Origin of the sequence: Arenicella xantha (assembly GCF_003315245.1) — a bacterium.
Taxonomy (GTDB): Bacteria; Pseudomonadota; Gammaproteobacteria; order Arenicellales; family Arenicellaceae; genus Arenicella; species Arenicella xantha.
This window is the reverse complement of record NZ_QNRT01000001.1, coordinates 750,258-764,503: the sequence shown is the minus strand read 5'-3', so window position 1 is coordinate 764,503 and position 14,246 is coordinate 750,258. Positions and strand designations below refer to the sequence as shown.

Annotated in this window: 12 protein-coding genes; all 12 read left to right on the top strand. The window is 49.0% G+C overall.

The genetic code is table 11. The features are described 5' to 3' along the window. Positions 1–13: 13 nt before the first annotated feature. Positions 14–469 (top strand): chemotaxis protein CheW, encoded by a 456-nt coding sequence (locus tag DFR28_RS03235; protein ID WP_113952852.1) that lies wholly within the window; start codon positions 14–16, stop codon positions 467–469. Positions 470–718: 249 nt separating this feature from the next. Next, positions 719–2,719 carry a transketolase gene (gene tkt, locus DFR28_RS03230; RefSeq protein WP_113952851.1) on the top strand — a complete coding sequence of 667 codons (2,001 nt, stop codon included), beginning with the start codon at positions 719–721 and terminating at the stop codon, positions 2,717–2,719. Positions 2,720–2,783: 64 nt separating this feature from the next. Next, the gene (locus DFR28_RS03225) at positions 2,784–3,959 is read left to right on the top strand and encodes a phosphoglycerate kinase (RefSeq protein ID WP_113952850.1); all 1,176 of its coding nucleotides are present in this window, start codon (positions 2,784–2,786) and stop codon (positions 3,957–3,959) included. 7 nt (positions 3,960–3,966) lie between these two features. Beyond that, complete coding sequence (locus DFR28_RS03220) at positions 3,967–4,485, top strand: DNA-deoxyinosine glycosylase (RefSeq protein ID WP_113952849.1); 519 nt, start codon at positions 3,967–3,969, stop codon at positions 4,483–4,485. 12 nt (positions 4,486–4,497) lie between these two features. Further along, entirely contained in the window at positions 4,498–4,956 is a 459-nt protein-coding gene (locus tag DFR28_RS03215) for a YcgN family cysteine cluster protein (protein ID WP_113952848.1), read from the top strand. Between the two features lie 112 nt (positions 4,957–5,068). Next, positions 5,069–5,584 (top strand): disulfide bond formation protein B, encoded by a 516-nt coding sequence (locus DFR28_RS03210; RefSeq protein ID WP_113952847.1) that lies wholly within the window; start codon positions 5,069–5,071, stop codon positions 5,582–5,584. 153 nt (positions 5,585–5,737) lie between these two features. Then, positions 5,738–7,882, top strand: a complete 2,145-nt coding sequence (locus DFR28_RS03205; protein WP_113952846.1) for a S8 family serine peptidase — start codon at positions 5,738–5,740, stop codon at positions 7,880–7,882. A 193-nt stretch (positions 7,883–8,075) separates the two neighbouring features. After that, on the top strand, positions 8,076–9,449 hold the full coding sequence (gene cysS / locus DFR28_RS03200) for a cysteine--tRNA ligase (protein ID WP_113952845.1): 1,374 nt from the start codon (positions 8,076–8,078) through the stop codon (positions 9,447–9,449). Between the two features lies 1 nt (position 9,450). After that, positions 9,451–9,864 carry a SufE family protein gene (locus DFR28_RS03195; RefSeq protein WP_113952844.1) on the top strand — a complete coding sequence of 138 codons (414 nt, stop codon included), beginning with the start codon at positions 9,451–9,453 and terminating at the stop codon, positions 9,862–9,864. Positions 9,865–9,964: 100 nt separating this feature from the next. Next, positions 9,965–12,553, top strand: coding sequence for a leucine--tRNA ligase (leuS, locus tag DFR28_RS03190; RefSeq protein ID WP_113952843.1), 2,589 nt, complete (start codon positions 9,965–9,967; stop codon positions 12,551–12,553). Positions 12,554–12,630: 77 nt separating this feature from the next. Then, positions 12,631–13,179, top strand: coding sequence for an LPS-assembly lipoprotein LptE (locus tag DFR28_RS03185; RefSeq protein WP_113952842.1), 549 nt, complete (start codon positions 12,631–12,633; stop codon positions 13,177–13,179). A gap of 12 nt (positions 13,180–13,191) precedes the next feature. Next, a complete protein-coding gene (holA, locus tag DFR28_RS03180; RefSeq protein WP_113952841.1) occupies positions 13,192–14,235 on the top strand; it encodes a DNA polymerase III subunit delta in 1,044 nt (347 codons plus the stop codon). Positions 14,236–14,246: the final 11 nt, after the last annotated feature.

The window sequence follows — 14,246 nt, the reverse complement described above, 5'->3', positions numbered from 1 at the left end:
ATAAAAGACGCCCATGAGCGAGCAAACTATCGACTGTTATATTCTCCCTTCGACACCTAAGCCGTTACTGCTGCCGGTTGAGTGTATCGCTGAGATTGTGGCTGAGCCTGTGATCGTGAAATTGGCTAAAGCGCCAGCGAGCTGGATGCAGGGTCACGTGAATTGGCAGAATCAACGCCTTCCGGTCATGGAATTTAGTGGTCTGGTAGGTGCTAAAGCTAATGATGCAAGTCAAGAAAAGCCGCATTTAGTGGTGCTGAATCCGATTCCTGGAGCGGCGAGAAAAGCGTATTCCGCCTTGTTGTGCTTTGGCGACGTCAAACGGGTGAGTGTTGAGCCTAATTTAGAGTTCGGTGATGCTCCGTCTGGTGGTGATCGTCGCTATATAGAAGCGGTAATCAAGCTTGGAGAAAAGGAGTTTTTGGTACCCAAGTTGACGGCGCTGGGCGTGGCTTTTTCCTATTTTTAGACAGATTGTGTCGAATCCATCTTGATACTTATAGTTAAAATGACTTTATTTCGATAAAGTGCTAAAAAAAGAGCTTATATTTGGCTCTCTGCGTGAGGCAAGTAAATTCAAATTTGCTATATTACGGCCTCAAATGACGCGACCATGTTGATTGTAGGCTCGGCTATCTAGTTTAATATCCTAGTAGCGAGTGATAGTTAATTAACCAGGTTGTCGTTAACTGTTTTAACTGTTTCATAGGACTCCCTCATGTCTTCGACGAATCGTCAACAACTCGCCAATGCAATCCGCGTACTCAGCGCCGACGCTGTTCAACAAGCTAACTCTGGTCATCCAGGCGCGCCGATGGGAATGGCGGATATCGCTGAAGTTCTGTGGAACGATTTTCTAAGTCATAATCCATCAAACCCCGGTTGGGTAAATCGTGACCGCTTTGTTTTGTCTAACGGGCATGGTTCGATGTTGATTTATTCGTTGTTACACCTATCAGGTTACGACGTTTCCGCTGACGATTTGCGCAATTTCCGACAGCTTCACTCCAAAACACCGGGTCATCCTGAATACGGCTATACCCCTGGTGTTGAAACAACTACAGGGCCGCTCGGTCAAGGCATCGCAAATGCGGTAGGTATGGCTATCGCTGAGCGTACGTTAGCGGCGGAGTTTAATACTGAAGAACATACTATCGTAGACCACAATACCTATGTGTTTATGGGCGACGGCTGCATGATGGAAGGCGTCTCACACGAGGCGGCGTCACTTGCCGGTACGTTGGGGCTGGGTAAACTGGTCGCATTTTGGGATGATAATGGTATCTCGATCGACGGCGAAGTCGAGGGCTGGTTTACTGATGACACACCGGCAAGATTCCGAGCCTATAACTGGAACGTTATCGAGTCGGTAGACGGTCATGATGCGAATGCCCTACAAGCTGCGATTAAACAAGCCACACAGTCTAGCGATAAGCCTACGTTGATTTGTTGTAAAACCGTAATCGGTAAAGGCTCTCCCAACAAGGAAGGTACCGAGGGTTGCCACGGTGCACCTTTAGGCGTCGATGAAATCGCCTTAGTTCGCGAACGTTTAGGTTGGGATGCCAAGCCATTTGAAGTGCCAGCGGATATCAAAGCGTCTTGGGATGGTACGGCGAAAGGTAAAGCGGCCGAAGCTCAGTGGCAATCTATTTTTGACGCATACCAGTCGGCCAATCCTGAGTTGGCAAACGAGTTTCTACGCCGAATGAGTGGAGAACTTCCAGCTAACTGGGCAGCATCAACTGATGCGTTATTGAAGCAAGTTGACGAGGCTGGTGCGACCATTGCATCGCGCAAAGCTAGTCTAAACAGTTTAAATCAACTGGGTCCGTTACTGTCGGAATTGGTTGGTGGCTCGGCTGATCTTGCGGGGTCAAATTATACGATTTGGAGTGGCTCTAAAGGCATTAGTGCGGCTTCTCCTAATGGCAATTACTTGTATTTTGGCGTGCGTGAATTTGCGATGTCCGCGATTAGTAATGGCTTGGCGCTACACGGTGGTTTTAAAGCCTACGCTGGAACCTTTTTAGTATTTGCTGACTATATGCGTAATGGTATGCGTATGTCAGCATTAATGAAGCAGCCGGTGATTTATGTTTTGACGCATGATTCCATTGGTTTAGGTGAGGACGGCCCGACCCATCAGCCGGTAGAGCACGTTGCCAGCCTGCGACTAATACCTAACATGTCGCTATGGCGCCCGTGTGATGCGGTGGAGTCTTTTGTGGCTTGGAAAATGGCTGTTGAAGCCACAGATCAGCCGAGCAGCTTAGTATTTTCTCGCCAAAACTTACCACACCAAACACGAACTGCTGAGCAGTTAGCCAATATTGAAAAAGGTGGCTATATATTGAAGGATTCAGCGGCTACGCCAGATGTGATTTTGATCGCGACTGGGTCTGAAGTTGCGCTGGCGATGCAAGCTGCCGAGCAGTTAGAGTCGTCAGGCACCGCTGTTCGAGTGGTTTCTATGCCGTCGACTGACCATTTTGATGCACAAGATCAGGCTTATAAAGAAAGCGTGTTGCCGAGTTCGGTTACTAAACGCGTTGCTATTGAAGCTGGCATCGCAGACTACTGGTACAAGTACGTCGGTATTCAGGGTGCGGTAGTTGGTATGCGCTCTTTTGGTGAGTCAGCGCCGGCCGAGTTGTTGTTTGAGCACTTTGGTTTTACCGTCGATAATGTGGTGGCGACGGTCAAAGGACTAGCTTAAACCGGCCAAGGCTAATGAGCTCTACTCAATCGCAAAGTTAACTTAACGTTAAACGGAAACCAAGATGACCTATTTACGTATGCAAGACCTCGATCTCTCAGGAAAGCGAGTTCTTATTCGGCAGGACTTAAATGTACCCTTAGCTGACGGTCAGATCAGTAACGACGCACGACTTCGTGCTTCGTTACCGACCATTAAGCTGGCTTTAGAAAAAGGTGCGGCAGTGATGGTTATGTCTCATTTGGGGCGACCGACTGAAGGAGAGTTTGACGCAGAGCTGTCGCTTGCGCCAGTAGCAACTTACCTTGCCGACAAGTTAAGTTGTTCAGTCCGGCTAGAGTCAGGTTGGTTGACCGGCATCGAGGTAGCGCCGGGCGAGCTAGTGTTGTGTGAAAACGTTCGGTTTAATGCCGGTGAAAAATCCAATGATGAGCGCTTGGCTAAACAAATGGCCGCGTTATGTGATGTGTTTGTGATGGATGCCTTTGGCACAGCACACCGCGCTCAAGCGTCTACCGAAGGTGTGGCTAGATACGCTGCCACTGCATGCGCTGGGCCGTTGTTGAGTCAAGAGTTAGATGCGTTGTCAAAGGCGTTGGATAATCCTGCTCGGCCTATCGTTGCTATTGTTGGTGGGTCTAAAGTGTCGACAAAACTTACGGTATTAGACTCTCTAAGTCATAAGGTTGACCAGTTAATTGTTGGTGGTGGTATTGCTAATACCTTCATTGCTTGTGCGGGTTATCCAGTCGGTAAATCGTTGTATGAGCCTGATTTGTTGGATCAGGCAACGGCGTTGGTTGAGAATGCTAAGGCTGCAAATGGCGACATTCCAATTCCTACTGATGTGGTGTGTGCCAAAGAGTTTTCTGCTTCCGCTATTGCCGAAACTAAGTTGGTGTCTGATGTGAGTGATTCTGACCTGATTTTTGATATAGGCCCAGAGACCGCAGAGCGTTTTGCCTCGTACTTAAAGAATGCAGGCACTATCGTTTGGAATGGTCCAGTTGGCGTGTTTGAATTTGATCAATTCGGTAAAGGTACGGAAACCTTGGCGCATGCGATTGCCGAATCCTCAGCTTTTTCGATTGCTGGTGGTGGTGACACGGTGGCGGCCATTGATAAATACGGCGTGGCTGATCGCATATCCTACATTTCTACCGGGGGCGGCGCTTTTCTGGAGTTCTTAGAAGGTAAGGTATTGCCCGCTGTTGCCATTTTAGAGGAGCGCGCTAAGTAGTCGACTTATGCCGGCGTTTGAACCGCTTCTTGGGCCAGCGCCTAAGTACTTAATTTTGGGCTCGATGCCGGGCCAAGTATCGCTGTCGGCTCGGCAGTACTATGCGCATCCTCGTAATAGTTTTTGGTGGATCATGTCTCAGTTGTTCAGCTTCGAATTGTCTGACGATTATGCACAACGAGTTGAGTTGCTCCGCGAGCATCGCGTGGCTGTCTGGGACGTGCTCTCTGAATGTGAACGCCCGGGTAGTTTGGATAGTAATATTGTGCGTGCTACTGAGGTGCCGAATGACTTTGGGTCTTTTTTCCGCGCGCAGCCGTCAATCTCTATCGTTGGTTTTAATGGTGCTGCGTCTGCGGCGCTGTTTAAGCGACATTGTGGCTCGTTGATGCAGCGCTATCCAAATATTAGATGGATTAAATTGCCGTCTACTAGCCCTGCATATGCTAGCCTCGGGCGAGAAGATAAATTGCAGGCTTGGCAAGCTTTATTTGAGCCGAGCCAGGCTGAACCCGGTTTCATTTGAATTTAAAGACCAATGAATAACTCGACGCCATATTGGGAAACTAAATCTCTTTTTGAGATGTCACTGCAGGAATGGGAGTCTTTGTGCGATGGATGCGCAAAATGCTGTCTTTCTCAGTTGCAGGATGATGAAACCGAGCAACTGGTATTTACTGATGTTGCTTGCGATTTGTTGGATGACAATACTTGTCGCTGTACTGACTATGAGAACCGTTCGGTTCGAGTCCCTCGTTGTGTGACGATGACCCCCGATAATGTGCATGAAGCCGCCGAATTTGCGCCACCAAGTTGTGCTTATCGCTTAGTCTTGCAGGGTCAGCCGCTAGCTGATTGGCATCACTTGGTAAGTGGTTCTGTAGCGACTGTGCATGAGCGCGGTAAATCCGTACGCCATAGGGTTCGGTTCGAACGAGAGGTCGACGAAGACAGCTTGCAAGATTACATAGTCGAATGGCCGGCTGAAGCGAGTTAATGGTATTTCTTCAACGCATGCTGAATAGTTGTCGATTGCTGGCTTGCAGAAACCGCCTAGCCTTGGTGTATACTGTTGCTCTCATTAAACAGGCGGGTTTGGAGCAAATTAGGTGATAGCAACGCGTTGGTACTGGATTGGACTATTGGCCTGTGGCGGTTTATTAGCCGTGGCGTATTTCTATTTTCAACTACAGCTTGGGCTGCCTCCTTGTCCGCTGTGTATGTTTCAACGGGCTTGTTTGGTAGGTGTGGCGTTCTTTTGCTTGTTAGGGATTATTTTTAAGCCCAAGAAGGTTGTCGCCAAGCTATTTGTATTTGGTAGTTTAGTATTTTCTGCATTAGGCTTAGCAATTGCTGGGCGTCAGGTGTGGTTGCAGAACTTGCCGGCGGATCAAGTTCCTGAGTGCGGACCTGATTTGGATTTTATGCTTGAGGCGTTCCCTCTGATGCAGACCATTCAAACGGTCTTGGCCGGTAGTGGTGAGTGCGCTGAAATACAGTGGCAATTGCTTGGTTTGAGTATGCCTGCTTGGATGGTTGTGGTTTTCTCAGTAATGGTTCTAATCTGCATTAAGCTACTATTTACCAAGGAACGGAATTATTTCTCAGGTGCATTGGGGCGTTAATGTCGGCTTCAGCAAAGTGAGTCAGACCTAGGTGACAAATTTACGCAATCGTAAACTTGCCCTATAATCGTCAGTATCTAACGCAGAATTTACATCACCAGCAGCGGTGTGGAATACACGGCTCCCGGTAAACTTAGCAGGCAGGTGCCACATATGCTGAACAATAAGCCTTTAAGAAAAACCAAACTCAGTCAAATAATTGCCGCTTCGGTGGGAATGCTAGGCGTTGTGGTGGGTAATGCTCACGCGCAGCAAATTGCATTACTCGATTCAGGCGTAGACCCTGCACGTAATTTTAATACGGCTCCGGGGTTTAACTATTACACCAATAGTGATGATACGAGCGATGTGTCTGATCGTGAAGGTGAAGGTCATGGAACGGTTTCGGTGCGGGTTGCCTCCGAAGCGTTCTCTGGTGATATTGTCCCGTTTGTAGTGACCGACGGCGATTTAACTCGTTCCAATGAGGGGCAAGTTCGGGTTGCGCGTGATAACGCCATTTCAGATATTTTGGGGCGCAATAGTATTCGAGTTGTTGGTTTTACTTGGGGTACTGAGGGCGTGAGCGCGTCGGCGGCACCATTAATGTCTGATCTATCTCGCGCTGGAAAAGTCATTGCCATATTAGCTGGCAATGAATTTGCAGCACAACCAAATGCCTTATCGACTTCTAGTTTCAATCTACCTGGGGTAATTATTGTTGGTGCCACCGATACCGAAGGGGTATTGCTGGCAACATCTAACCGTGCGGGCACTACTGCCGAACGATATGTTGCGGCGATTGGTCTACCAAATTCTGAGGCGACCAATGGTGGAACGTCGTGGGCAACTGCGCGTATTTCCGGTATAGCCGGAGCGGTGTTTCTGCAAAATCCGGATCTTACCGCTCAAGAAGTTGTCGATGTAATTTTGCAATCAGCTGAAGATCGTGGTGCGCAAGGGACTGACCCAGTCTATGGTCGCGGTGTGATTTTATCTGCTGAACAAGTGTTAAATAATGTGATTGGCCCAGTCGTCGTGCCGACTGAACCGGTCACGCCCCCTACTAACTCTGGCGGCGGCGGTGGTGGTGGCGGTGGCGCAATACTGTTGGTCGGAGGCGCTTTAGCCGGCGCATTGCTGCTATCCAAGAAATCCAAGACGAAACTTGAGAAGACCCTAGTGTTAGATTCCTATGGTCGAGGCTTTCAAGTGGATTTGAATGACCACATCGAGATTAACGATGGTGTGTTGCATATGAGTGAATTTTTTAATTCGCTAGAAAATAAATCTATCGGTAATCAGTTCGCCATACCGTCAATAAATACTGATGTGGCGTTTGCTGCCACCGCTTTGGCAGATCCTCGCGTGGATTTTGTCGAATATTTCTCGACTCCGGGGGATCGTGGAATTGAAGATAGATACACCAACTTGTCAGTCGCGATGTCGAGCAAGTTAAGTGAGTCGCTATCGTTGAGCGCGGGATATCAAGTTAGCCCGAGTCTAGAGTTGGGCGCGGTCCGAGACTTAGACACGCATGCACAATTTGGCTCGAGCTCGTTTGTTTCCGGCCAGTCGTTCGATTCGGTGCTTTCAGGTTTTAGCTCGCAAGCGAATACTTTGAGCTTTCGATATGCGCCGAGCGCCGCAAACACCTCAGTCAAGCTAGGGTTTGTGTCAATCGATGAGTCGGGGCTTTATAAGCAGCAGTCGTTATCCACCGTTTTGCAGGGCTCATATCAATTCGCAGATATGGGTGGTGTGTCGGTCAAATTTGGTCAGCTTGATGAGCTGGGCAGTGTGCTTGGCGGCGGTGCTGCAGGCGTGCTTGGTGTTGAGAATTCGGTCACTTATGCGTTGGATATTTCTGGCAATATCAAGGCGACCAACAAGGTGTCTTTGGTGGCAAATTATGGTGTAGGCCGAACCAAGGTAGAGGCTTCTGAATCGAGTCTGTTGAATGATTTTTCAACCCTGAGCAGTGATTGGTACAGTCTTGGTTTAGTCGGGAATAATGTGTTCCGCGCCAAAGATCAAATGGGCATCGCCGTGTCGCAACCGATCAAGATTCGTTCTGGGGCAGTTAATTATTCTGTACCCGACAGTCGCTTGATAAACGGTGATATTGGATTTAATACGGAGCGTATTAATTTGTCTGACACTAATGCCACCGAGCGGAATATTGAAGCTTACTATCGCACCATGATTAATTCCAAGATGGAGCTTGGCGGCTTTGTCTCGTATCGGCAAAATCCGAATCATATAAGTGATTTCGGAGATGACGCCATTGTCATGGCAACAGTGCGTTGGTGGCAGTAGGTGTCCTTTGAGTGTCGACCGGAGTTGAATTTTAGCTTAGGTCGCCGCTCTCAAGGCTGTAGATGAGGTTGCTAGCCTCGCTGGCAGTATTTGCCATGGCTTGGTAGCCAATACATCACCTATTTATGGCATAGGTTTGTGGCATAGATGCTACAATTCGCGGTTTGAAACGTCAGTCTGAGCTTGCCTCGTCGTGAAACTTTATAATACCGAAACCAAATCAAAGCAAGAGTTTGTGCCGCTGAACCCGCAGCATGTCACTATGTATGTGTGTGGTCCAACGGTCTACAATTTTTGCCACATTGGCAATTTTCGTCCAGCCGTGGTGTTTGACGTGTTGGCTAGGTTGTTGCGTCGCAATTACCCCAAGCTGACTTATGTGCGAAACATCACTGATATTGATGACAAAATCAACGCCGCCGCAGAACAGCTTGGTGTGCCAATTTCGGATATTACGACCCGCTACACGGCTGCGTATCACTCTGATTTAGCGGCCTTAGGTGTGCTGGCACCCGATGTGGAGCCTAAAGTTACTGAACATGTCGCCGAAATTCATCATGAAATTCAAGCTCTTATTGAACGCGGCCATGCTTATGTAGAGCAGGGTCATGTGTTGTTTAGCGTTTCATCTTTTGCCGGATATGGAGAGTTGTCTAAGCGCGACCCCGAAGAGCTATTGGCTGGCGCGCGAGTTGATGTTGCCGCTTACAAGCGTAGTGCTGGAGATTTCGTGTTATGGAAACCTTCTAGTGACGATCAGCCAGGCTGGGATAGCCCATGGGGTCGTGGTCGACCTGGTTGGCATATAGAATGTACCGCGATGGCGGCTCGGCATTTGGGGGCAACCATGGATATACATGGCGGCGGTCACGACCTGATTTTTCCACACCATGAGAACGAGCGAGCGCAGTCTGTGTGTGCACATGATGCGCCATTCGTGCGCTACTGGTTGCATAATGGGTTTGTAAACGTTAATCGTGAGAAGATGTCTAAATCGATTGGCAATGTGTTATTAGTGAAAGATCTGCTAACGCAATATTCCGGAGAAGCCATTCGTTATGTGTTGCTCGCCGCGCATTATCGTGCGCCGCTGGACTGGAGCGATGATGTGATTGAGCAAGCGAACAGCAGTCTCGATCGCCTGTATGGTGCGTTACGCAAACTACAAGATATTGAAGCCGCTAGTGATAAAGACAGTTATTTACCGCCCCTGTTTATCGATGCTTTAGAGGACGACCTAAATACTCCGAAAGCGTTGGCGGAGTTGTTTTCATTGGCTAAGCAAGCAAATATTAGTGACGATATTGCAGAACAGCAGCGCATCAAAGCTGCTTTGCTGGAGGCGGGCTCTTTACTCGGCCTGTTGCAGGAAGATCCTGAAAGCTGGTTCTCTGGTGATACTAGCGCAGTAGATGCGCAAGTCATTGAGCAACTGATTAGCGATCGCGCGCAAGCCAAGGCGGATAAGAATTGGGCGCGTGCGGATGAAATACGCGATGAACTGAATCAACGCAACGTTGTGCTCGAAGACGGCCCGGCTGGCACAATATGGCGAATAGAGAATTAACATGAGTACGATTGCTAATATTCAAGCTGACTTGGTTGAAGAGTTCGCTATGTTTGATGACTGGATGTCGCGGTATGAATACGTGATTGATCTGGGGCGACAACTCGCTGAGTTCCCTGAAGAGTGGAAGACCGAAGCGAATAAAATTCAAGGTTGTCAGTCGCAAGTTTGGTTAAATATGCAATTGCAAGATGGCAAGCTGCATATTGATGGTTCCAGTGACGCGGCTATTGTGTCTGGCTTGGTAGCGATTGTGCTCCGAGTTTATTCTGATCAGACGCCGGCGGATATCTTGGCGGCCAAGCCTGATTTTATTAAAGATATTGGATTTACTGACCATTTAAGTCCTACGCGGAGTAATGGTCTGCATTCCATGTTGAGAGCTATTTACCAGCGCGCTGGTGCCTATCTATAGTAGTGAGTTGTGGGCTGGTTGGTAGTTTGAGCCTAGACCTTCAACCCTTTTTAATCCATTTCTGCCTGACCTGAAGGTTGGGCTAATAACGTAGACCGACATGCATCAAGAATACGACCCTCAATCGATAGAAGTTGCCATTCAAAAAGCCTGGGCAGAGCAGGACGTTTATCGTGCTGACGAACTTAGCGATAAAGAAAAATTTTACTGTTTAGAGATGTTTCCGTATCCATCTGGCAAGCTGCATATGGGGCACGTCAGAAACTACACGATTGGTGATGTCATTAGTCGCTATCAACGTATGTTGGGTAAGAACGTTTTGCATCCTATGGGTTGGGATGCTTTCGGTTTGCCAGCTGAGAACGCAGCTATTCAAAACAAAACGGCGCCGGCCAGTTGGACCAAGCAAAACATCGCTAACATGCGTGACCAGCTCAAGCGTTTGGGTTTTAGCTATGATTGGAATCGTGAATTTGCAACCTGTGAGCCTGACTATTACCGTTGGGAGCAATGGTTTTTTACGCAATTATATGAGCGCGGATTAGTCTATAAAAAAGAGGCTGAAGTTAATTGGGATCCAGTGGATCAAACTGTGTTGGCAAATGAGCAAGTTGTCGATGGTCGCGGTTGGCGTTCTGGTGCCTTGGTCGAAAAGAAAAAAATACCGCAGTGGTTCATTAAAATCACAGCTTATGCTGAAGAGCTATTAAGCAGTTTGGATGATCTTGATGGTTGGCCTGATGCGGTAAAAACCATGCAGCGCAACTGGATTGGTAAATCGGTTGGTGCTGAAGTCGCTTTCGCGGTAGACGGTGCGGAGCCATTGCGCGTTTTCACAACTCGACCGGACACTATCTTCGGCGTGACTTATCTCGCGGTGGCGGCAGACCATCCGCTAGCGATTCGCGCTGCCGAGTCAAGTACGGCGATCAGTCAGTTTCGCAGTGAGTGTGCGCAAACGTCGACGGCTGAAGCCGATCTTGAGACTATGGAGAAAAAAGGCATAGCGCTAGGCATTAACGCACAGCATCCGATTACCGGTGATTCAGTGCCTGTATGGTGCGCCAATTTTGTCTTAATGAATTATGGTACTGGCGCTGTGATGGCGGTGCCCGCGCACGATCAACGAGATTTTGAGTTCGCCACCAAGTACGGCATTGGTATTCGCCCGGTAATCGCACCGCTTGAAGGTGAGGCTGATGTGAGTGAAGCGGCTTTTACCGAGTTGGGTCGATTGATTAACTCAGGTGATTTTGATGGCTTGAGTTCTGAGCAAGCCAAGTCGGCAATCACGGCTTGGTTGGCTGAGCGTGAGTTGGGCGAAGAGCAAGTTAACTATCGGTTGCGTGACTGGGGCGTGTCGCGCCAGCGGTATTGGGGCTGTCCGATTCCGTTCGTCTACGACGCCGAGGGCAATGCCTCGCCAGCCACAGAGTTTCCGGTGGAATTGCCAACAGACGTGATAATGGATGGGGTCGGTTCACCGATTAAGAAAATGGCATCGTTTATTGACATCGTGCATCCGCAGACCGGTGAGCCAGCAACTCGCGAAACCGACACCTTCGATACTTTCTTTGAATCGTCGTGGTATTACGCACGATATTGCTGCCCTGATTTAGACACTGCGATGCTTGATGAACGTGCCAATCATTGGTTGCCGGTCGATCAATATATAGGTGGCATCGAACACGCGGTAATGCATTTATTGTATGCGCGCTTTTTCCATAAATTGATGCGCGATGTTGGTTTGATTGATTCCGATGAGCCATTCACTCGGTTGTTAACTCAAGGCATGGTCACCGCTGACACATTTTATCGGCGCGTCGGTGATGGCAAGGAAGAATTTTACGAGGCCAGTGAAGTCTCGATTAGTCGTGATGATCGTGGTTCCATTACTGGAGCGACGTTGATCGCTGATGGCAAGCCGGTGGTAATCACCACCGAAAAGATGGGCAAGTCGAAGAAAAACGGAGTCGATCCGCAGAGTATGATAGATCGATTCGGCGCTGACACTGTGCGTTTGTTCACGATGTTTGCTTCGCCGCCCGATCAGTCGTTGGAGTGGAATGATGATGCGATTGCTGGCGGGTCACGATTTCTGCGTCGGGTTTGGAACTGGTTTGATAAGCACTCCGCAGCGCTGCAGTCGAGTAGACTCAAGCCGGTTGCGGGCGTGGACAGCTCAAATTCAAGCATCAAAGCGCTGCGCCTTACGCTACATACGATTATTAAACGCGTTGTATTTGATTACGAGCGCCAACAGTTTAATACCGTTGTTGCCGCGGCAATGGAGTTGATGAACGCCGCAGAGAAAGCGGACTGGGATTCAATGGGTGACGATGCGGATGCGATCAAAGCGGAAGTCGGGCATGCTGTGGTGAAAATACTGGCCCCCGTGACGCCGCATTTGTGCGATTACCTCTGGCAGCAGTATGGTGATCAGCGTTGGCTATTTGATGCTGACTTCTTGACTGTTGATGAGGCGGCATTGGTGCAGGATGAGATCACCTATGTTGTGCAGGTGAACGGTAAGTTGCGCGGTAAAATCAATGTCTCAGCCTCGGCCGATAAAGCCTCCGTTGAAGCTGATGCGCTTAATGAAGAGAATGTGCAGCGCTTTTTGGACGGTCTTACAGTTCGGAAAGTGATTGTTGTGCCCAATAAGCTAGTGAATATTGTGGCAAATTAATCCCGCGAGTGGCTTCGCATACGCTAAAATCAACGTATGCCCGTCACTCTAATAAGAAACGAATTAAGGTTCAGAATATGCTGAAAAATCCGCTTTTCCATCGTTCCAAACGTGCGCTGCGCTTAGTTGCCGTCGCAGTTCTTGTCGTGGCTGTTAGCGCCTGTGGGTTTCATTTGCGCGGTAACATTCCGTTATCCGACGGGATAAAAAATATGTACGTGATAGCGCCTGAAGGCTCGTTCAAGGACGAGTTGCAGGAGTTGCTAACTAAAGCTGGTGCCGAGTTGGCAAGTTCTAAAGGCGCCGCTGATGTGGTGTTGAACGTCAGCGAGGCTGGCTCGAAGCGAAGTGTTGGAACCATCGATGAGCGTGGTAAGGCAAACAGCTATAACCTTACGTTTAAAGTTGTTTATACGCTTGAAGGCTTAGAAGGCGAGTTGTTGCGTGAACGTACCGTTGTTAGTGAATTTAGGCGTTATAACTTTGATCCAGAGTTAGTGATTGAGTCCGAGTCTGAGGAAGAAGAGTTGCTCGAAAGCATGGAGCAGGATGCGGTTCTGCGTATTTTGCGACAGCTTTCGACTATTACCGACTACCAGCCCGGCCAATCAAGCCCGTCGAATTAGTCGACCACGCTCATGCGAGTGGCGCTGGATGACTTGGCTGGCCGACTGGCCGCCAATGCAAGTAAACTGCCGAAGCTGATTTTATTAAATGGCAATGAGCCGCTGCTTATTGAGGAAGCTTTAGACGGCGCGCGCGCAGCCCTCAGAGAGCTAGGGTTTAGTGAGCGAATCAAGTATCAATTAGAAGCTGGCTTTGATTGGTCAGCGTTGATGGGCGCAGGGCAGTCTATGTCGCTCTTTTCCGAGCGCCGAATTATTGAGTTGCGAGTTCCTAAATCATTAGGCGCTCCCGGCACCAAAGCAATTACCGAGTATTGTGGCCATCCGAGCGAAGATGATGTGCTTATTGTGATGATGCCGGCGCTGGATAAACGTCAACGCAGTGCAAAATGGGTAAGTGCTATAGAGTCTATTGGTTGGGTCGTTGACGGACCAGATGTTGGCGCGCAGCAATTTCCAGCTTGGCTGAAAAAAAGACTTCAGAGCCGTTCATTGCGTGTCGAAAGTGGTGTGGTTGAAATGATGACCGCTCAGCTGGAGGGCAATGTGCTTGCGGCTGCCCAAGAGGTAGATAAACTGCAGGTTTTGGCTCCAGATGGTGCAGTTACACTGAAATTGGTCACGGAGAGTTTGGCTGATCAGGCGAGGTTTGATGTTTATGCGTTGACTGATAGCTGTTTGGCTGGTGATTTGAATCGGGCGCTACGGATTCAGCAGCGCTTACAGTCAGAAGGTGTAGAGCCAGTGATTGTGGTTTGGTCATTGGTGCGAGAAATACGTTTGCATGCCGTTTTAGCGGCAGGTCTTGCGTCTGGCGAGAGCCGCAGCATGTTGTTTAAGCAGAATCGGGTTTGGAGTAAACGTGAACCGATCGTAAATGCCGCATTGGCGCGTCTTGGGTCAAATCAATGGTACGACTTGCTGGAGCGGGCGGCGCATTTGGATCAAACGGTCAAGGGGCAGCGGTATCAAGAGGTTGGCACTCTGTGGTTTCAGATTGAGCAGTTATGCGCCAGACTTTGCGGGGTAGAGCTTTCGCTAAAGGCTAAAGCGTAATGTGCGTCACA

Excerpts from the sequence above, each read along its gene's own strand:
- DFR28_RS03235 (WP_113952852.1), top strand. The coding sequence starts at position 14 with ATGAGCGAGCAAACTATCGACTGTTATATTCTCCCTTCGACACCTAAG.
- tkt (WP_113952851.1), top strand. The coding sequence starts at position 719 with ATGTCTTCGACGAATCGTCAACAACTCGCCAATGCAATCCGCGTACTC.
- DFR28_RS03225 (WP_113952850.1), top strand. The coding sequence starts at position 2,784 with ATGACCTATTTACGTATGCAAGACCTCGATCTCTCAGGAAAGCGAGTT.
- DFR28_RS03220 (WP_113952849.1), top strand. The coding sequence starts at position 3,967 with ATGCCGGCGTTTGAACCGCTTCTTGGGCCAGCGCCTAAGTACTTAATT.
- DFR28_RS03215 (WP_113952848.1), top strand. The coding sequence starts at position 4,498 with ATGAATAACTCGACGCCATATTGGGAAACTAAATCTCTTTTTGAGATG.
- DFR28_RS03205 (WP_113952846.1), top strand. The coding sequence starts at position 5,738 with ATGCTGAACAATAAGCCTTTAAGAAAAACCAAACTCAGTCAAATAATT.
- DFR28_RS03195 (WP_113952844.1), top strand. The coding sequence starts at position 9,451 with ATGAGTACGATTGCTAATATTCAAGCTGACTTGGTTGAAGAGTTCGCT.
- leuS (WP_113952843.1), top strand. The coding sequence starts at position 9,965 with ATGCATCAAGAATACGACCCTCAATCGATAGAAGTTGCCATTCAAAAA.
- DFR28_RS03185 (WP_113952842.1), top strand. The coding sequence starts at position 12,631 with ATGCTGAAAAATCCGCTTTTCCATCGTTCCAAACGTGCGCTGCGCTTA.
- holA (WP_113952841.1), top strand. The coding sequence starts at position 13,192 with ATGCGAGTGGCGCTGGATGACTTGGCTGGCCGACTGGCCGCCAATGCA.